The sequence below is a fragment of the Desulfosporosinus metallidurans genome, from assembly GCF_001936615.1.
GTDB lineage: Bacteria > Bacillota > Desulfitobacteriia > Desulfitobacteriales > Desulfitobacteriaceae > Desulfosporosinus > Desulfosporosinus metallidurans.
On record NZ_MLBF01000028.1, the window covers coordinates 1 to 18236 of the forward strand.

Below are 18236 nucleotides of genomic sequence, written 5' to 3' on the forward strand. Positions count from 1 at the left end.
TATTATCATCCGACATAGTGGATAAGAGTTTATGAACCAAAATAATGTCATATGGAGAGTTTCCATTCATGTCTATTTCCCCTTCCTAAACATAGACGAAAACCGTATAGAAAAATATGCCTCGATACAATCCTTACAGATGCAGGAAATCTTTTGTAATCCGAAGTCCGTGTACTTTAGGTCCTTAATTGCAGCTTGTACATCCTTGTCGTCTACATCTTTACCAATTACAAGCTCAGAATCACAAAGTGGACAATGTAATTTCCAAACCCAATCTGACATTATTTATTACCTCGCTATCCTCTTGGTCAACGGGTATGCGCTTGCTTTTGTCACTCACATAAGGAAGTGACTCAAGAAAAACTAAGGTGTTCAATCCTCAATCTCCATCCCTTCAGTTAACATTTTAACGTATCTCTCATCAGTTTCGTCTTGACTCAACTTCTTTCGGCCCTTAACTACTCCTGATAAAAATTCGTTTCGCGCATTAATAATCTCGGTCAGAAACTTATCGAATTCTCTTTCCGTGGACGGGAATTGAACGTTACGAACGATGTTATCCGTGTTGTAGAGCTTACACGCAAAGAGCTGCTTGACCTTAGCGGATGGTAGATATAGCCTCTTAAGTAGCTTTTCCCCCGAATAGTCATACACATTGTAGATGAAAGATCCACCGGCCTTACGGCAATCCACTAAGATGTTCGTTAGGTTTCTTACCCTGCTGTCTAAGTTCCGTATGCTTGGAGTCGTCAAAAACATAGTGTGGTGCAATTTGCGGAAGTAAAAGAAAAACTGTGTCATATAGATATTACTACCCTTACTGAAAAGCCTTGAATCAAGATTTACATGTGCTTCATCCATGATCCCAATCGAATTAGGGGACCTAGCTACGTTGTAGAAATCTTTATAGTTATCTAACCCTTTTGATCCTTTTAGACCATAGTTAGAATATAGATCAACTGGTACTCCCGCCGCTTTAGCTTTTGACTGGAAGTAATGAGCTAGGACACTTGCACCGAATGTTTTACCGTCCCCCAAGTTACCCTGGAAGACCCATAGATACATTACTTGGATCCTCCTTTGAGGGCATTATTCATCATGCGCTTGTCGATGAATTGACCCGTAAAGTAAGCATTTATGACCTCAATGAACGTGCTGGGGAACGTCAAATTTTTGGCCATGTTCGTAATAGTTGAGATGATGGGCTCATAAGCTTTGTTTCCCCTTTTGGCTTGCATATACCGTAAATAAGCAATTCCCTGCAGCTGGTAAGGGCTTAATGGTGTACCATGCTTCTCCATAAAATTAAGGACCGATACAAGTTCACCCGACGAATTTGCGAATAGATCTCCAGACATAATATCTTGCAGGGATTTCCCTCCAGTTTCATTATCAGCCATAGTTTCTGATCTCCTCCATTAGTGATGTAAAACGATAATGGTAACAACTAAGATAGCAGCCATCACAAAAAACGGCAGGTTCAGCTTGCTTTGTGTTCCGAAGTTAAACATATTTTTGAGAGCAACATTCTGTTCTAGCTCCGCGATTCGCTCACTTTCAGCTAAGTAATTCCCTTCCCAGCCATACACAAAAGCCCGACCACCTCCCGGATAATAACGTACTTCAGCATCTGCTCGAGGGAGTTTTAAGGATCCGGCACTTACCGATTCCTCATCGATCTCTGATACCCCTATGACTTGAATCTCCGAATGGGAAATTAAGATTACATCATCGTTTGATTTTGACTTCCTCAAGCCCGGTATCATCATCCTCTGGTGCTCCTTCCACGATTTAAAAAGCGATTATAGAAATAGAGACAAGGTAATATTACGCTTGCTACACCGGTAGTAATTCCAGCCGCAGCCTGGAAAAAGAATTGAAATGCCATTAGTTTCACCTCATGTAAGTTCATTTCCTTAATTATCCTTCCATTACACGCGGCGTACAATGAACAAAAACTGCACTCTTTTTGGATTAGAAATAAAAGCTTATAGAAGCGTTTAAACGGCCATCGACAAAGGAGATATCGGATCAACCCTCATTAATTAACAGAAGGCGGAGATTGTCTCTCCGCCTTCTGTTAATTACTAAGAGCAAATTAACGCTAATCATAAGAAAATTCAATTGTCTTTCCTCTCTTTTTAAACCTAGCATTTCGACTTTTATCAAAAACAAGATTTGTTCTTTGAGGTCTTCCATCTACAGTTCTTTCCGTTTTAGAGTCATAGGAAATATATACCTTGTCCTTAATTTGATGAACTTCTCCATTCATAGCTTCGGACAATAACCTAGTTATTCGCTCTTTTCTTTTTGTAGGAGCCTTAGCGCCTACCATATACGATGCTAATTCCTTTTTAATTGATTTTCTCTTTGAACTAGCTCGTGTCATAGAGGTCTTTGCGGAATTACCCTTTCCCCTGCCTTTTCCTCTACCTTTTTTAGGATTATAATTTGGAAATATCTTCTTTAAGCCCTTTTCCATTAGCATTCGAGCACCCATTATGCCAAAAACGATTGCGTATATCGGGCCCAATAGTTTTAAAACGGTAAACATCTGATTTAACACATCGGCTGAATTTGTATGAAACATTTCTCTCACCTCCTTTAGGTCAAATAATCCTACTATTTGACTACCACCACTTAACGCCTGATTTAAAGGCTAGGTACATATCGAACGTTTTTCTGACAACCAAGACTACTAAAAGTAAAAAGGCACTTGAAACAATTGAACCTACTAGCATTGTCCAGCCTGAACCCATCATGGCTAATGGTCCTAAGAAGTAGTCTAGATTGAGGCCTCTCCCGGCCACTAATGATATTTGACCTAAGTAATTGAGAGCATTTTGCAACATAGTTGTGATTGGACCTAATATAGTATCTACGATAGCATGCATGCTTAATTCCCTCCTTGACCGCCTGCGATCTTGATAACGGCATAAGCTGTGGCCATCCACACAAACGTAGCCATTATATACGCAATAGTGTTAAATCCCGTTTGATTTAGGACTCCTGTCACAGCGTTAAATCCTTGTGAGTAGGCACTAGGTAAGGCGTAATAGGACGTACTTCCTGAGTAACCCATTAATCCACTAAAAGTATTAAATACACCGCCTACAATGGCTGTCACAACTCCTAATAGACCTAGCACAACCTGAACTATCAAGACAATAATATTAAAAATACTTGTAATGAGATACCAAATCCCACCCAGGAATAAAATAATAGGCCCGAATAGGGCCATTAAGAAAGCTTTTATACCATTAAATAAGCCTGTAATAATTCCACCAAACCAATGTGCAATTGAAATAATACCGTTAAGCAACCACTGAAATATTGATTGAAAAAATTCATACATAGGATTTTATCCCTCCATGATTTTATCTATTTCGGAGAAATGGGGGGTTCCATGGTATAAGGTTGGCTAGGAGAGATCGGTGTTTGTGGTGTAAGAGGCGTCGATTTTTGCATTACAGACTGAGTAAGAGGTGCGTCCATCGTCACAGGAGATGTTGATAATGGTGCTTGAGATGCTATCGGAGTTTGTGGTGTTATGGGTTTAGATTGCTGCACAGATGAAAGCGGTAAAGGTGTATCCATTTTTACTGGGGAAGTAGTTAATGGTGATTGAGGCAGTAATGGTGTTTGAGAGGTTGCTGGCGTTTGCGGATTAATAGGAGTGGATAAAGTTAATGGATTATTACTTACAGTAGGAGTATCATGCGCCATGGCAATTGGATCGGGAATTGTTGGAAGTACGTTTGGGCTTGCAATATAAGTAGGTAATTGAGGAGCAGGGGTCGTATAAGTGTATGGCTGATTATTAGGCTCTCCCGGTATACTAGGCACAGTAGGATCAAACGTGGGTACCGATCCAAGGCTACTGGTGCTAAGAGGACTAGCTGGTGTTGGAGTCGTTATATAGCTTGTAAGATTTCCTAAACTAGTCGATATTTGGCCTAATTGAGTCCCCATGTTCGTTAAGGCCGTTTGTATCGCTGTTTGATTATTAGTTGCTGTTGTTAATTGAGTGCTTAAATTTGATAATTCTGAAGCAAGTGTGCCCTGGTTCGTTATGATAGTAGCCAACTGGCTACTTAACGCATTAATTGCGTTTACAACGTCTCAAAGGGTGCATGTGGTCGTCGGTGGAGGTGTCGGTGGCGAGGGAGGTACATAATTACTCGTGTCTGGATCCGGGAAAATTGCAGTATTCCCATTTGAATTGGTTGCACTATTTACCCACATGTATCGATAACCAGTATTTGAACTTGAATATATAACTAATTCGCATGTAGTGTATGGTGCTCCAACAGTAGAAATAGGAATTGTTACATTACTTCCAGATAAGGAAGAATCTAATGTATTAGTAATATTTTGAGTGTAGGCCCCACTGGAACCCATCCAATATATCGCAACTTGATCTCCCGTTTGTATTAACCAAGAAACAGCAATCGAGGTAAATGTAGCAGTATTATCCGTGGTGTCGGCATATATATTGACACTCAAATTTTGATAGGACGCTTTACTTGTTATAAGTGCCAAAGGTGTCGATGACGTCGTTGTATAGGCAAATACGGAATGTGCATTAAACATAGTTAAGATTAGTAGCAATATAGCAACTAAATTAAAGCGTTTCATCACCAGCCTCACGCTCCCCTAATTATCGTCTTAATGAAAATTTAAGCGTATTACTTAGCAAGAGTGCCACCATCACCGCAAATAAAATTTCAATGTACATTTGCAAATCGGGTATATAGGCGAATATTTTGCTTTCTAATCTTGTCACGGTCACAGCCTGGGCCAATGGTTCCGTTCTAACGGTTATATTCGTGCTTTGACTCTGCTCCCCATCCGGCATCACCGTCGCCACGGATATTTGATAAGTCGTATCAGCGTTCAGGTTTCGAAAAATATAAGATGGTTGATATGATTGACCTATCAGTTGACCATTAAGGGATAGATTATAGCTTGATGCACCGGGTACAGGTTGCCAAGCTAACCATACTGTGTCTGCAGATTTATTGTAAATCTGGACTCCCAAGGGTGCTGGGACAGTGCTAATTTTAAATGAAACTGGCTGAGATTGTGGACCTTCCCTGTTGTCATTTGTGGCTGAGATAGCTACGGTATGACTTCCAATAGTTAAAATATTTAGCGTTGCTGCTTGCATGCCTGTTTGTGGATTAACTGTTGTACTCACCTGCCCATCAAGGTAAATTGTGTATTGAGCGATATTATAATTTGCGGTCAAAGGCTGCCATTGGAGCTTGGCCGTCGTGCTTGTCGTGGTCAAAGTAGGAGCTGAAGGTGCTGTTGGGATCGGGGATAACGTTGTGAAATTGACGGTCGTTGATAGTGGGGAATCCCCCCCACTATTATTTGCTATTACATAGAGCGTATATGGAGTATGAGGTGTGAGTCCTGTCATAGATGCTTTAGGACTATTGGATCCTGAATAAACCTGTCCGTTTAGATAAACTGTATATTGAAGAGCAGACGTCACCGCAGGCCAAGAAACTTGTGCCGTGGTGTCGGTTATTGCCGTAACCGTAACATTGACTGGTGCTGTAGGCGGAAGAGGCGGAACAATATTCACATCAGTTACCGTCGCATACGCAGGCAGATTCCCTATCAGAACAAATATTGACATTACTATCGCGCAAAATAATTTTTTCAAGAATTCCACCTCTTCCCCTAACTTTTCAGGAAAAATGCCTTCGCCGCTGCTAGAAGCATTGGACTACCCTTCAATACCAAGGCCAATGCGATCAAACCACCTACTGGTGCTATGACGACACCAGTGTTTGATAAGAGATCTCCTGTCATTTGTGCGGCACCGACATTTTGTAATGCTGAAATCTTTACTGATATGATATTTGAGGGATATTGTTGACCATTATAATTTTGGATGACTTGGATCTGATAAGTACCGGGCTTTTCGGTTAGAGTGTAAGGACTCGCTGTAGCTTGAGTAACTAATATATTGTTTACCATAATATCAAAACTGCTTCCAATCCCTGTCCAAGTTAGATTGATCTTGCTATTATCAATAATAGCTTTAAGAACTGGAGTGGGAACTGTTGTAGTCACGGATAGTGGCTGTGATGCGGTACTTTCTCCCCATTGGTTGACGGCGGTAACGGTCACGGAGTGGGTTGAACCATCAGCTAAATTGCTAATATCAAAAGATGGATTGTACACTAGCGGCTGTGATACATTTCCCGCTAGCGTGCCATCAAGATAGACGTTATAGCTGGTAGCATCGGACTGTTTTAGCCAATAAAGGGTAAAAGATGTTTGGGTAATATTATCGGCACTTAGACCATTGGGGGCTATAGGAGGTATTCCAAGTGTTGTTGCGTTGACTTTATTTGACAGTGGACTTTGACCGACACCATTAACTGCGGCAATCTGAAAACTGTAAGCGGTGCTTGGGTTTAAGTTTGTTATATGATAAGTGGTACCCGTTGTAGTTGATATTTGATTACCATCTTGAAAGAGAACATAGCTTGTTGCTCCACTGGTAGTTGACCAAGATAAGTCAAGGGAATTTTTTGTAATATTTGAGGCTTGTAATTCAATTGGTGGCGAGGGAGGTAATATTTTTATAGTTCCAGTGTAAATATTATCAGCAATATGCACCGTGTATGTATCACCCGAACTAACAGCAACACCGGAATTAACATAATTATTTGGTGTAATCGTAAAAGATTTATAAGCTATAACTGTCGCACCATTGAGAGTTAATCCAAAACCCGTTGGACTGCCACCATACGTCCATGCAAACCGGAAACCAGTTGGACTAGACGAATCGTACATAACACCACACATAGCAGAACCGAAAACACTTTGTGTATAAAGCATAGTTCCATCAGTAGATGCAATTGCTAGCGTAAAATCTGATAAAAGAAAAGTAATTGCTAAGACTACCGCCAAAGCTATTCTTTTAGTCAACTTTATCTTATTGGATACTAAATCTTTAATGTGGCGTCCTCCACCACCCTTGCTTTCCATAAGTCACCACCCCATATGCCGTAATTGGTATCCATGTCAAAAAGAATGCTCCTGAAGTTGCGAGATATTTCCAAGCCTTTCTAAGTCTTACTTTTTCAGCCACCAACGGGAGTATATAAAAAACCGGCGTTGTGATTAGCAATGTCAAAAGATAACAAAATCCACCCGAAGCAAATGAATATACAAACGAGGCAAGAATGATGAGTTGCATTGGTAGCCACATAATAGCATCGAATGCTCGAAACGCTTGCCCATAATTTCCTTTAAACGATTCCTTTAAAACATAAGCTGCTAACTTGGGTAGATACTTAATTCCAACTTGAGTTTGCCCCCGAATCCACCGGAGCCTTTGCTTCATGGAATCCATCAGTCTAGCAGGCTTTTGATCGTAAATGACAGCTCCATCAGCCAAAGTAACTTTCTCACCATTAAGTAATAGCTTGCAAGTGAATTCAACATCATCCACGATCGTTGTAACATTCCATCCGATCTTTTTTAATACTTCAGTGCTGATACACACCCCAGTGCCGGCCAACCAAGCCGACATGCCTAATGCCGTGCGAATCATTTGCATCCTGAACATGTACCAGTAAATATACGCATTGTTCATAGACACCCATGAATCATTCGGATTCTTTGTCTCTTCGTATGCTTGCAGAACTTTATGTCCAGCTTGCAAGTGATGATTTAGGACTGAAAAAAAATTAGGATCAATATGATTGTCTGCGTCCAGGATAACTACAGCATCAAAGTTATCTAAATCTATCTGTTTAAAAGCCCATTCAAGGGCAAATTGTTTTCCAGGTTGTAAGGGATTATGTCTTTCTATAACCTTAGCCCCTGCATTACGAGCGCATTGGACTGTTTTATCAGTGCAGTTGTCAGCCACGACATGGATTGTGAATTTATCCGATGGGTAGTGAGCTGCAAAAATTGACTTCACCGAATCTCGAATTACGTTTTGTTCATTGTGTGCGGGAATGAATACCGCGAAACGGCTCTCACCGGCACCTAAAGGCGTGCCTATTTTATCCCGTTTTATGCTTAAGCTGGCTAGTAAAAAGACCATGTGATAGAGATAATATATTACTATTACGAACGCAATTATTTTCATATCGTACCTCGTTTCCTGTAACATAACTAAAGCGGCCTAATTAGGCCGCTTAGCTTAGTTTCCGGGCTCCGGCGGCCCGGGAGGCACCGGTTAATTTTGATTAGCGACTAAACGCGCTTTTGGCTGCCCGAATGACCATTGGCACAGCCATGATCCCCAAGCCAACCGCGAGGATAGGCCAGATGGCATTGAATACGCTACCTATTTGGGTAAGTACGTCACCAGGAACAATTGCTAAACTCATTTGAGATCTCCTCCTTCTTAAAATTAGTAGCTAAATAGTGTTGAGATTTGAGTATCCTTAAACCTAGCGGCTGAACGCGCTCTTAGCTGCCCGGATAACCATTGGGACAGCCATGATTCCCAAGCCAACTGCCAAAATGGGCCAAATAGAATTGAAAACACTGCCAATGTATCCAAGAACGTCTGACGGAACAATAGATAGACTCATTTTTAACACTTCCTTTCACTAAAATATTATTAGCCTTCTTGCCATTTACGGAAAATTGCTATTATGCCACCCATCAGAAGTCCAACTAACAAAATTGCAAAAGCAGGAGCTATGATAGGCCATAAACTAGTCATAGTGGATCCAAACGCTTTGTAAAAAAGAGTGATATCGTAGTTTAGCGTTAAAGACATGTCCTCACCTACCTATTCTGGTAAGTTTTAAGAATGTTTATAATCCCACCAAAGACAAACAAGGCGAGAAGTGCGCCGATGAACGGCCAAAGCAGTGGGGTTAAGCTTCCGAAGATATTCGCGAATTGTTGGTAGACAGAGGACATGTCTACGGTAAAACTCATTCTTTCATCACCTACCAAACTTCAGAATCGCTACAAAGAAACCCAATCCCAATGAAACAAAACCCACAACACTTACTAAAAATGGATTTGATAGAAACCAGAAAACACAGTAGTTAAAGTTGTAATCCATTTGATCACCTATTTCCACCAGGATATAAATTTTGTAATGAAAAGGGCTGATATCACTGGTGTAAGAATCATAAAACCATAGATTGCTACTAGACTGTGACTATCCATCACCGGCCACATCAGATATATCCCTCCCGATCCGCGACATCGTAAATAACTTTGATTCCCACCAATACCGCGATAACGGTTAAGATACCTGCTATGATCATGTCGCCATAGCTTAGGCTCTGGATCACTTCAAAGAAACCATGGGGCGTTTGTATTTGGTAATTCATGTTAATCACCTTACTTCATTATAGATTTGAATTCTCTGCTCGCGCAATGAACAAAAACTGTACTAAAAGTGAAGCGCCTAATGTGTATTAGGCGCTAACTTACTAAAATAACTGAATCTAGACTCTATTTTCATACGGGTTGTCCGTTTCGTTCTATCTCCCTACATTCATAGCAAATCATCCTGCCTTCCGAAGGATAAACTGGCCCATTTTCCAAGCAGCACTTTTCGCATTTTCCATATTCCCAATAAAAGTCCTCATATCCGCTTTTTAATAAGTCGTCGCATTCCATTTTCCCGTTGACTTCCGTAAGGACAGGTTTCTGGTCTATTTTGCAGATATGTCCCTCAACATCGATAAACTCACAATCAATTTCATCACATGTGAAAGCGATCTTTCTTGCTTCTCGCCAAGTCATTGCCCCGATGAATACGCCGGTATCAGCATCTTTCTCAGTAAAGAAATATACTTTGTTCACTTTTTATCCTCCTATACCCTCTCCCACTTCTCTTGATAAAAGAATCCCTTTGGAAATTCTAAGACCCTCATGTAATCGAAAAGCTTTTCAAGGGGCAATGGAACGTGACCATTTTTCCATAGGCCTAGATCTCTTTGGGATACACCAAGAGCATAGGCTAATGTTTCTTGGGACATTGCTCGGGCTTTGCGTGCTTCTACTAGCCTTTCGTTTACGATATAGTCCACATTGACAATTTTGATGTGTAAGTTTAAAGCTGGTTAAGAGGCTCATGATCATGCATATCTCCTTCCGGAGCCACCCATATTCCCTCTGCAGCCATAGTCCAAACCCCTTCCGCACTAGCCATGAAAGCGTAAAGGGCTTGTTCTGCCATAACCTGACCAGCATCTGGGGGAACCATGTTGCCGATCTGCTCCCGCCACACGGCATCCGAATTGCCTGAGAATTGAAGAGGCTTGCCATTCACCATAAGTGGAAGTCCTTGAATGGCTGCCAATTCCAGCGTAGTTAATGGTCTGTGCCAAGTACCATCAAGAGATATAATAATCGGTGGTGGATCTAATGTTTCGTTATCTTTTGGTATTCTAGGATCTGCAATAGCTGCTGACCCTGCATGGATATCACCGGCCCCGATGACTGTCTTTGCTGGTTCATTCCATGAAGTAACCCCCATGGTACCAGAACGAGGAGAACAGCTCATTCGTGGATCCTCTATAGACATTGCGCCGTTGTTAGGTCGATAGGCCCCGGTTACAGTGTTGGCTTCATCGCCCCATTTGTTCACCTTGTAAACAATGTGATGAGTGTTATCCTTGAATCCAGTGCGCGGATCCGATATTGCAGAAGCTCCTGACCCAAATCTGGTACCCGTGACGGTTTTAGCTGGTTCATCCCATTCAACCACTTGATAGACACAAGCATGACGGCCTTCCCTGGGCTTTAAACGTGGATCTGCAATTGCTGCCGCATTACTCCCTTTGACACTTGCCTTACCGATTACCGTTGCAGCTGGTCCTTCCCAATCAAGTACTCCAAAAGGTCCGCTACCGCGTGGAACATACTCCAGACGGTATTGTTCGGGAGCAATTTCCTCCAAGTCTCTCCAGTCTCCACCAGCGGGTATAAGCGCTAAGCGCACCCACGTTTTCCACTGGAGACGTGGCAGACGGTGCAGCGGACCTGATGCCAGATCATCTGGAAGAGGAACTTTGGCTAAAATTTCTCCAATACTTTTAATTCTTTGTTTCGGTGGTTGATACAGGAAAGTGCTGATTTTTCGGGGATTCCTAGCCACTAAAAGGTAACGCTTCCGGTGCTGAGCAAGCCCGGCAATCTCTCCTAGGTCATGCGATCGACCATTGACAACATAACCATAAGACTCCAACATCCTAGTGATGGTATGCAAGAGTTTCTTGCCCCTAGTCAGAATGCGGGGAACATTCTCCAAGAAGAAAAATGCAGGAAGATCATCCTTAAAAGCTTCCAACGTTAGAAAGATGCCACGCACAACCAACCGATTTAAGGCTTGATAACGCTCTGTCTCAGAGGTTTTTTGTGAAAGTAAAGCTGAAAACCCTTTACAGGGGGGAGAGAGGAATACCAGGTCCGGGTACTCCCCATTGGTTGTCTTAATTAAGTCTTCTGGATTAGCTTCATGCCAGTTTGACAAGGGTTCATGACCATGAAAAGCAACATAGTCCCTTTTATCGAATAGATCCATACAAACTGCCTTTGATCCGGTAAGGTATTCGTAATTTTCGCAGGCTCTCGGGTCAACGTCGATGCCGGCCAGAGTTTTAAAACTCCCTTGCATACCCCGCCAATTAACTTTTGCTCTTTGGAAACCCAATGTTGCCCCACCACTGCCTGAAAACAATTGTAAGACTTTCCACTGGCATTGTTGAACCTCGAATGATTTAGTTATCACAACCATCTCCTCGTTCTATCTAAGAAACTTTCTGGCTCTGAAAGTACCAGCACATTAAAATCCTCTTCCGAAACTTGAAAAGATTACGTTCGCTATACCCCATTTCTTCAGCAATTTGCGGAATAGTTTTGCACTCAAAATATCTCTTGTGTGCAAACGTTCTGAAACGAGGGTCGAGTTTTTCTAAAAATTGGTCAACGGCCTCACGACTTTGATCTGATAAAAAGGGATAAAACTCAAGTTCCATCGGCTCACGCAGTTCTGACATTTTGTTTCCTCCCCTTCACCCCATTCCATACGTTACTGAGTAAGGCTCTTACTAAGATCTTGCGCCATCATTTCCTTGAATTCTTGATACCTTTTTTTTAGTCCAGAACTCATTTCCTCTGTTTTAAGCAAGTAAAATGAGAGTTTACCGATCTTTACTCTTCGATGATCGAAGCCGTCCCTCGCTGCATGGTGCATGACTAATTCTCCGGGTACTGGTTCCATGCCCATGACTTGAGAGGCTTTAATAAGCGTCATGTACTGACGGTTAGCAACATATTTTTGCATCCACTTCATAAGTCTTATGGGGGTGTACTTACTAGGATTGTAGTAATAGCACCTGAAGGGGGAGACATGATAATTCACTATAGGCCGACAAAGTTCCACTGCCCGATCTACTGCTGACATTTTAGGCCCTCCTTTCACTTGCATGGCGGTTACGATAATCATCTCCCAAGCAAGGTATTAAATCGCAAATTTCGCGTAACCTGGACATGATTCTTTGACCTATTTTATCTTCCAAGCTGTCCGGTGTGCAGTTTGTAGTGCTAAAAATTGGACGCATATTACGGTACCTAAAATCAACAATGGTAAAAAGTTTTTCCGTTGCCCAGTCATCATCACCTTTATGACGCTCGGCCCCGAGGTCGTCAAGGATAAGGACGTCGCATTGTTTAACCGCATTGATTATTTCCTCCTCACTTTCGGTTGATTTTGAACTGTACGATGCCATGATTCTTGCCAATAGCTCTGGCACATTTACGAAAATACACGACTTCGATTCTTTGAGACTGTTGAACACGGCTGCCGCAAGATGGCTTTTCCCTGTCCCGACCGGCCCGATCAAGAGCACTCCATCAGCTCGTTCTTCCTCAGTCGTAGCATTCATAGCTGTCTGAGTAAAACGCTTGGATTCCCTTAGCGCCACCGAAGTTTGGGGAGTAGCTAGAAAGTTAATAAACGTCTTGCTCGCAAAACGATTGCCTAGTGTTGAGTAAGAGAAATAGCGTTCATACCTTCGCATGCGTTCGAAGTTTTTAGCCCTTTCAACTGCGTCGATATTTTTTTGCAACTCGCATTGACATCGACGTTGAACATATCTTGGCCCACCAAGATTTGGGGGAAATTCCACCAAAAGTGGTTCTACAACTGCTCCACATTCAGGGCAGGTATAAACTAAGTCATGTTGATACTGCGTAGCCTGCTTTAGCCCAGGCACTAGGGTCATATGCGGCTGAATCGTTGATTCTAGGCCTAGCAGCTCTGATATCTTTTGCACTTTCCTTACCCCCTTTGAATTTATTTGCTGATTTTTTCTTGCCCTCAGTGAACTCTTTATCCCTAAGGCTAATATGGCTGAGATCAACAACTCCGTGATCGATCCAATCAAGCATAATGCCTTTAAGATAACTCATCTTGCGTTGATCATTGTCAATGCAACGCTTAAGGCCAGCAATGACAATAGCATCTGGATCAGGACTTGCCTTGTTCTCGAATTCTTGGCAAAAATCAAGGATTGAACTAGTCTCGCTTGGGGACAATAAACGACCGAAGTTTACCTCAGCAAAGGTTATAGCCTTGGATCCTAGGGCTTGGACTGGGTTTTTAGGCTCCTCCGGGTTAAGATCCAAGAGTTCATTTTTTGATTGCTCGCGCGCCTGCGCGTTATCATCATCATCCGTATACTCTTTAGGTTCTGGTTCTGGTTCTGGTTCTGGTTTAGGTTCTGGTTTAGGTTGGAAGACATTTGTAAGAACTTCATAAGACTTTTGTAAGTCATTACTAAGAACTTTATAAGAACTATCTAAGTCAATAGTAAGTACATCGCAAGAAGAATGTAAGATAGAGCTAACCATGTCTTTGTTTATGGCATATTTACCAGCGTTTGGGTTAGATTTGGCAGGAATCCAAGTAATCCAATCAGGCAATGGAACTGTAGGAAGACTTGGATTCTTTAACGTTTGATGTTTGTGAAAATTTGTTAGGTAAAGACATTTCTTCCCCTGTGAGGTGTAGCTAATCAATTTCTTTTCAGCAATGAGCTCATCTTTCCACACTGATAATTGCTCAATCGTCAAATCTGAATCTTGAGGAGAAGGGAATATAAGCAATTTAAACGAAAATGAGCTATCTTCAAGGCAAGCAGAATCATCCGCTATCTGTATAAGACCTGCGTAGAAAAATCGTTTGTCACGAGGCCACTGAAGGAGATCACCGTCATTAAAAAAGCTAGCTTTGAGTTGACGATTGTGTAATCTCATGAATCCTTAACACCTGCCTTAGTATAATTAGAATTCGTTAATATACCTGAAATAAAAGTATACTGTGCCACAAGAATTACATTTGACTTCAAACTCCACTCCGCCATTCTTTGAGTAATAATCGACGACTGTGTAATCCAGTTTAAGACATTCAGGACATTGATTGACGTTGCTCACGTCTTTCACCCCCTACATGGACTCCATCCGCAGGAAGGGCAGTATACACAACCGCCCTCCGGCACTACCAAATTTCCACATTCCGGGCAGTTCATAGTCTTTACCTCTTCATAGACTTGTCCCAAGGCCTAGGCCACGGGCTTGACGATTCAGATTCTTCAACTGCATTTACGATTAAAAACAATGAGACAAACAAACCGATTACTAACAATACTCCTATCATGCTATCCTCCTAACTGACGTTGGCTGCAAACTTTCCTGTGGGTCCCAGTACCCAAAGTGATCTAACCAAGCATCTATAAATGCTCCCATTGATGAAAATCCTTCTGCCTTGATTTCTGCTAACGTGATATCCCCTAAACATTTCCTAGGCTGAAAAACGGACTTGATTTCCATCACTCCCTAACCGGCAAGATCACTGCATCAATCCCTAGTGCCTTAATCCTTATCGCTTCTAGCTTGCCTCCGTGGATGATTATAATTTCCTCATCATCCGGTATCGCGTCGAGAACATCGTTCACATAGGATTTATTCAACCTAACAGCGTAATTGAGCCTGACATGAGTCTCGCTCTTATCTATTCCATCCAGGGGAATATCTTTGAATGGCATTGTGGACTTTAATCCTTTGATCTCATACCCTTTGGCATTATCAAGCACTTCCTGGGCTTGCCCGTCCGACAATGGAGATACATGATCCGCAGGTCTTACATAAAGCTTGTGCTCTACATCGTCCCAAACAATATGTTTACCGACGAATTCTTCAAGACAATCAGCCTCGATCTTTGCTAGCCGGTAAGTATCACTCGCCATCAAATAGTCTTTGCCACAATATACACAAAATAATTTATCGTTTTCATGCTCTACCTTTGTAGCGAACTTCCACGCAAGCTTTAAGCGATCCATAAACTCTGGAGATGGGACAATTGATATTTCCTCTTTTGTGATACTGGCAATAAACTTACGCTTTTGTTCCTTTGCTCGATCTTCCTTTTTCTCAGGCGTGATCGGTACGAAATTATCAACCCAATCATCGGAGTGAAAGCATCCTAAACATTCGTCTTCGTCCTCGTAGTGTTCGCATTCTTCGCAATCAGTAAAACTCATTTAACTTCCCCCCATTCAAAATGGCATAAATTAACGTTTTAGAATTCTTCCTTTTGCAGAAACTAAATTTAGATTTAATGTAAAGGAGATTAAAACATGGCAACCTTAGGTAAAGGCAACAATATAAAATTCGTACCGCAAGGAAATACTCCCAAACCAGGAATAATAACACCAAAGTCAGAAGTAATAGCGGAAAAGACAGATGTCTTAACTAACGAAAGTTCAACTCCTAGTCATAGTTGATTATTAAACATCTCGCAGGACGGCCTTGGCTGTCCTGTTTTCACTTTAACCAAAGGGGGTACCACGGCTCTCCTTCCTTTCTTCGCCGCTTCGACTTAGGCAAATAACTCAGTTTGCGTATACTCCAAAACCACGTTTTCCCAACCAATGCCTATATAATCCAGAACTTCACCCCAACCAAACACACGGCCATTATTATCCTTCGCGCATTTATACATCCAGAACTCCCACTCTTTAGGGTTATCTTCCCTTAGTCGGTCGAATCTGTGAGGCCGTTTCTCGATGTGAATTCCGAAGCCACACATACTGCATCCCGTTCTCTGTGCCCTTGTTGTCCTTAGTTCGCCATTCGAATCTCTAACTATTTCGCCGTATACTTTAGGCACTGGGACGTTCAAGTCAACTGCAAGCTGTAAAATATCCTGTCGGTTAAATATCGCGAATGGGCAACTTCTTATGGTCGACTTTCCATAGTAATTACAACCATTTTTCATGAGGCCCTTTTCTCGTTGTCCACCTTCAGAAGCCATTAATCCGAGATAAGGAATCATGTTATTTGCCTTCTGCCAGTCCTGTACAGGCTTTTCTTTCATCCATTTGCAACAATCGGCAGATACCTTGAAAGGTGCAATCCCGCATGATTTCTGAGCAGTCCACCTTATGTCGGGTCTGTGTTCGGAATAATTTCCACCAAAAATTCTTATCCACTTGTCCTGAAGCTTAAGTTTTTCGCTATGCTGAAACTTACCTTGCTCCCCCATATCTCCGGTCATAATTGCATGGATGAAAATTTGCTTTGGGTTGTTTGATATTTGCAAGTTAGCAATTTTGGCGGCCTTCTCTTTACTGATTACAGGGAAACCGAATTCCCCTAAGACTTGGACTTTGCTTTTGTATGGTTTAACGAAAACCATACCCGGAATTTGCTTGTGGATCTCCTGATTACTTTTATCCTCAATGCTTGAAACTGAAACAGGTGTAGCGTCAATTCCTAGTGACTTGAGGAAGTAGAATAGGGTAATACTATCAAGTCCACCGACACTAACACATGTGTCGTGGCCATGCTCTATTGACCAGTCTTCGAATTCGCGGGCTATTCGTGTGGCGTGAACTACCTTTGCCTCATATGGAAGGCTTTGCTTTTGCATAAACTCCCATGGGGTCATGGCACAGCGTCCCAACCAAGAACTAATCCGCAACGATACTCCAATTCAGAGTATTTTCTGATCGCTTCATCTAGGGTAAATATCTTACTATCCAACCCAACTAAAGGATTTGTTTCACGACGATCGGCATCGCAAACAATATCAATGTTAATATCTAAGTTGATCTCTAAATTCATCATAATTACCCCTCTCTTACCTCATAAATCTGTATTCAATAGCCTTTAAAGCAACTTTTGAGTTACCACCACCCAAATAATCCAGATCTGATAGCTTAAACTCATGTGTTTCATTGAAAAGATGCGCTGCCAAGTTGACCATGATCTTTTCACCGTGGGACCAGGAGGAAACAGCGCGCTTTATGGCGAAAAAATCAATGGTGGATTCATCCAAGTTGACGTATTGACGTAGTAAAGGACGGAACTTAGGTTCTCGATCAGCCATTGAGCCGAGGATATACAAGGCGCCATGCCAGTAAATATCGTCTTTGGCCCATTTGGGCAAGGTGCTCACTGATTTCTTAGGTGCTAAAACTGCCATTGAAACAACCTCCTTGACTACAAATTAAAGGACTGATGCCGTGAATATTGACTCATGGGGTATGGCGACACAACTCTTAGAAATTATCCTTGTGCTGTCTTTATTTTTAGGAGGTATTGCCGCATTAGGTGCTATATGGCGTATATTTTTAGCCGATAATTCTAGGAAAAAGCGACCTCAAGACACTAAAGAATCTCAAAAAACTCACGAGAAGAAAATTCAGAAACTAGACAAGGTTTACGGCACCTACAGCATTGCCAAAGTAGATAAAATGAAAGGCCATGAGTTTGAGTTATTCGTAGAAAAGCTTTTTAGAGTTTTAGAGAAAGATAAGATCCTTAAAACTGAGTTCACACCTGCGACCGGTGATCAGGGTTGTGATCTTATCATTCACTATCGTGACGGCCATCGACTGGGTATCCAGTGCAAACGCTACGCTAGTACGGTAAATAATAAAGCAGTGCAGAACATCGTTGCCTCAAAGGCCATGTATGGTTTGACTCTGATGATGGTTTTCACGAATAACTATTACACTCCTGGTGCCAAAGAAGCTGCCAGATCAAACCGGGTGGAACTGGTGGATCGGGATCAGCTAATCAAGATGATGAATCGTTACAATGAAACCCTAAGAACCTTGCACGCCAAATCCTAAACCGATCATAATACTTGTTGCTTGGATGAAATCCACAAACATACAGAAGCACTTGTTTTGACCTGAAATTTCGTTTAAAAT

General features: G+C 41.9%; 28 protein-coding genes. 2 read left to right on the top strand and 26 right to left on the bottom strand.

What is annotated here, in order from left to right; genetic code table 11:
• Positions 1 to 372 precede the first annotated feature (372 nt).
• The 23 genes from DSOL_RS15685 to DSOL_RS15760 all read right to left on the bottom strand — a co-directional run bounded on the left by DSOL_RS15685 (position 373) and on the right by DSOL_RS15760 (position 15557).
• Positions 373 to 1065, bottom strand: a complete 693-nt coding sequence (locus DSOL_RS15685) for a zonular occludens toxin domain-containing protein (RefSeq protein ID WP_075365775.1) — start codon at positions 1063 to 1065, stop codon at positions 373 to 375.
• Complete coding sequence (locus DSOL_RS15690; RefSeq protein WP_075365776.1) at positions 1065 to 1400, bottom strand: hypothetical protein; 336 nt, start codon at positions 1398 to 1400, stop codon at positions 1065 to 1067. Before DSOL_RS15690 ends, DSOL_RS15685 begins: the two co-directional genes overlap by 1 nt.
• 18 nt (positions 1401 to 1418) lie before the next feature.
• On the bottom strand, positions 1419 to 1769 hold the full coding sequence (locus DSOL_RS15695; RefSeq protein ID WP_075365777.1) for a hypothetical protein: 351 nt from the start codon (positions 1767 to 1769) through the stop codon (positions 1419 to 1421).
• 335 nt (positions 1770 to 2104) lie between these two features.
• On the bottom strand, positions 2105 to 2590 hold the full coding sequence (locus DSOL_RS15700; RefSeq protein WP_075365778.1) for a hypothetical protein: 486 nt from the start codon (positions 2588 to 2590) through the stop codon (positions 2105 to 2107).
• Positions 2591 to 2630: 40 nt separating this feature from the next.
• Entirely contained in the window at positions 2631 to 2894 is a 264-nt protein-coding gene (locus tag DSOL_RS15705; RefSeq protein ID WP_075365779.1) for a hypothetical protein, read from the bottom strand.
• A gap of 2 nt (positions 2895 to 2896) precedes the next feature.
• Complete coding sequence (locus DSOL_RS15710) at positions 2897 to 3355, bottom strand: hypothetical protein (RefSeq protein WP_075365780.1); 459 nt, start codon at positions 3353 to 3355, stop codon at positions 2897 to 2899.
• A 26-nt stretch (positions 3356 to 3381) separates the two neighbouring features.
• Complete coding sequence (locus DSOL_RS27370; protein ID WP_139314495.1) at positions 3382 to 4086, bottom strand: hypothetical protein; 705 nt, start codon at positions 4084 to 4086, stop codon at positions 3382 to 3384.
• A gap of 36 nt (positions 4087 to 4122) precedes the next feature.
• Positions 4123 to 4641 (bottom strand): hypothetical protein, encoded by a 519-nt coding sequence (locus DSOL_RS27375; protein ID WP_139314496.1) that lies wholly within the window; start codon positions 4639 to 4641, stop codon positions 4123 to 4125.
• A 19-nt stretch (positions 4642 to 4660) separates the two neighbouring features.
• Positions 4661 to 5686: a fibronectin type III domain-containing protein gene (locus DSOL_RS15715; RefSeq protein ID WP_170871525.1), complete on the bottom strand. Its 1026-nt coding sequence runs from the start codon at positions 5684 to 5686 to the stop codon at positions 4661 to 4663.
• Positions 5687 to 5694: 8 nt separating this feature from the next.
• Positions 5695 to 7014 carry a fibronectin type III domain-containing protein gene (locus tag DSOL_RS15720; RefSeq protein WP_075365782.1) on the bottom strand — a complete coding sequence of 440 codons (1320 nt, stop codon included), beginning with the start codon at positions 7012 to 7014 and terminating at the stop codon, positions 5695 to 5697.
• The gene (locus tag DSOL_RS15725) at positions 6980 to 8128 is read right to left on the bottom strand and encodes a glycosyltransferase family 2 protein (protein WP_075365783.1); all 1149 of its coding nucleotides are present in this window, start codon (positions 8126 to 8128) and stop codon (positions 6980 to 6982) included. Before DSOL_RS15725 ends, DSOL_RS15720 begins: the two co-directional genes overlap by 35 nt.
• A gap of 100 nt (positions 8129 to 8228) precedes the next feature.
• Positions 8229 to 8372, bottom strand: coding sequence for a hypothetical protein (locus DSOL_RS28000; protein WP_170871526.1), 144 nt, complete (start codon positions 8370 to 8372; stop codon positions 8229 to 8231).
• Between the two features lie 63 nt (positions 8373 to 8435).
• Complete coding sequence (locus tag DSOL_RS28005) at positions 8436 to 8579, bottom strand: hypothetical protein (RefSeq protein WP_170871527.1); 144 nt, start codon at positions 8577 to 8579, stop codon at positions 8436 to 8438.
• A 199-nt stretch (positions 8580 to 8778) separates the two neighbouring features.
• The gene (locus DSOL_RS28010) at positions 8779 to 8934 is read right to left on the bottom strand and encodes a hypothetical protein (protein WP_170871528.1); all 156 of its coding nucleotides are present in this window, start codon (positions 8932 to 8934) and stop codon (positions 8779 to 8781) included.
• Positions 8935 to 9182: 248 nt separating this feature from the next.
• Positions 9183 to 9338: a hypothetical protein gene (locus tag DSOL_RS28015; protein ID WP_170871529.1), complete on the bottom strand. Its 156-nt coding sequence runs from the start codon at positions 9336 to 9338 to the stop codon at positions 9183 to 9185.
• A 130-nt stretch (positions 9339 to 9468) separates the two neighbouring features.
• Positions 9469 to 9816: a hypothetical protein gene (locus DSOL_RS15730; RefSeq protein ID WP_075365784.1), complete on the bottom strand. Its 348-nt coding sequence runs from the start codon at positions 9814 to 9816 to the stop codon at positions 9469 to 9471.
• 11 nt (positions 9817 to 9827) lie between these two features.
• Positions 9828 to 10043 (bottom strand): helix-turn-helix transcriptional regulator, encoded by a 216-nt coding sequence (locus DSOL_RS30065; RefSeq protein WP_427854416.1) that lies wholly within the window; start codon positions 10041 to 10043, stop codon positions 9828 to 9830.
• 23 nt (positions 10044 to 10066) lie between these two features.
• The gene (locus tag DSOL_RS15735) at positions 10067 to 11746 is read right to left on the bottom strand and encodes a DNA cytosine methyltransferase (protein ID WP_235838849.1); all 1680 of its coding nucleotides are present in this window, start codon (positions 11744 to 11746) and stop codon (positions 10067 to 10069) included.
• A 19-nt stretch (positions 11747 to 11765) separates the two neighbouring features.
• Positions 11766 to 12014 (bottom strand): RNA polymerase sigma factor, encoded by a 249-nt coding sequence (locus DSOL_RS15740; protein WP_075365786.1) that lies wholly within the window; start codon positions 12012 to 12014, stop codon positions 11766 to 11768.
• Between the two features lie 32 nt (positions 12015 to 12046).
• Positions 12047 to 12421, bottom strand: coding sequence for a hypothetical protein (locus DSOL_RS15745; protein WP_075365787.1), 375 nt, complete (start codon positions 12419 to 12421; stop codon positions 12047 to 12049).
• Between the two features lies 1 nt (position 12422).
• Positions 12423 to 13292 (bottom strand): ATP-binding protein, encoded by an 870-nt coding sequence (locus DSOL_RS15750; RefSeq protein WP_139314498.1) that lies wholly within the window; start codon positions 13290 to 13292, stop codon positions 12423 to 12425.
• Positions 13195 to 14274 (bottom strand): DnaD domain-containing protein, encoded by a 1080-nt coding sequence (locus tag DSOL_RS15755; RefSeq protein ID WP_075365789.1) that lies wholly within the window; start codon positions 14272 to 14274, stop codon positions 13195 to 13197. The genes DSOL_RS15750 and DSOL_RS15755 overlap by 98 nt, the downstream gene beginning before the upstream one ends.
• Before the next feature lie 572 nt (positions 14275 to 14846).
• Complete coding sequence (locus DSOL_RS15760) at positions 14847 to 15557, bottom strand: hypothetical protein (protein ID WP_075365790.1); 711 nt, start codon at positions 15555 to 15557, stop codon at positions 14847 to 14849.
• A 96-nt stretch (positions 15558 to 15653) separates the two neighbouring features.
• Here DSOL_RS15760 and DSOL_RS28020 point away from each other — a divergent pair, with 96 nt between their 5' ends.
• A complete protein-coding gene (locus tag DSOL_RS28020; protein ID WP_170871530.1) occupies positions 15654 to 15800 on the top strand; it encodes a hypothetical protein in 147 nt (48 codons plus the stop codon).
• Positions 15801 to 15895: 95 nt separating this feature from the next.
• On the opposite strand, the gene DSOL_RS15765 is transcribed toward DSOL_RS28020, so the two are convergent.
• From DSOL_RS15765 to DSOL_RS15775, 3 genes are read right to left on the bottom strand one after another with little or no spacing between them, the layout of a single operon-like run.
• Positions 15896 to 16966 carry a hypothetical protein gene (locus tag DSOL_RS15765; protein ID WP_075365791.1) on the bottom strand — a complete coding sequence of 357 codons (1071 nt, stop codon included), beginning with the start codon at positions 16964 to 16966 and terminating at the stop codon, positions 15896 to 15898.
• Entirely contained in the window at positions 16963 to 17145 is a 183-nt protein-coding gene (locus DSOL_RS15770) for a hypothetical protein (protein WP_075365792.1), read from the bottom strand. The genes DSOL_RS15765 and DSOL_RS15770 overlap by 4 nt, the downstream gene beginning before the upstream one ends.
• Positions 17146 to 17158: 13 nt before the next feature.
• Positions 17159 to 17503, bottom strand: coding sequence for a hypothetical protein (locus DSOL_RS15775; RefSeq protein WP_075365793.1), 345 nt, complete (start codon positions 17501 to 17503; stop codon positions 17159 to 17161).
• A 40-nt stretch (positions 17504 to 17543) separates the two neighbouring features.
• On the opposite strand from DSOL_RS15775, the gene DSOL_RS27380 reads away from it, so the two are divergent.
• Complete coding sequence (locus DSOL_RS27380) at positions 17544 to 18155, top strand: restriction endonuclease (RefSeq protein WP_139314500.1); 612 nt, start codon at positions 17544 to 17546, stop codon at positions 18153 to 18155.
• Positions 18156 to 18236 lie beyond the last annotated feature (81 nt).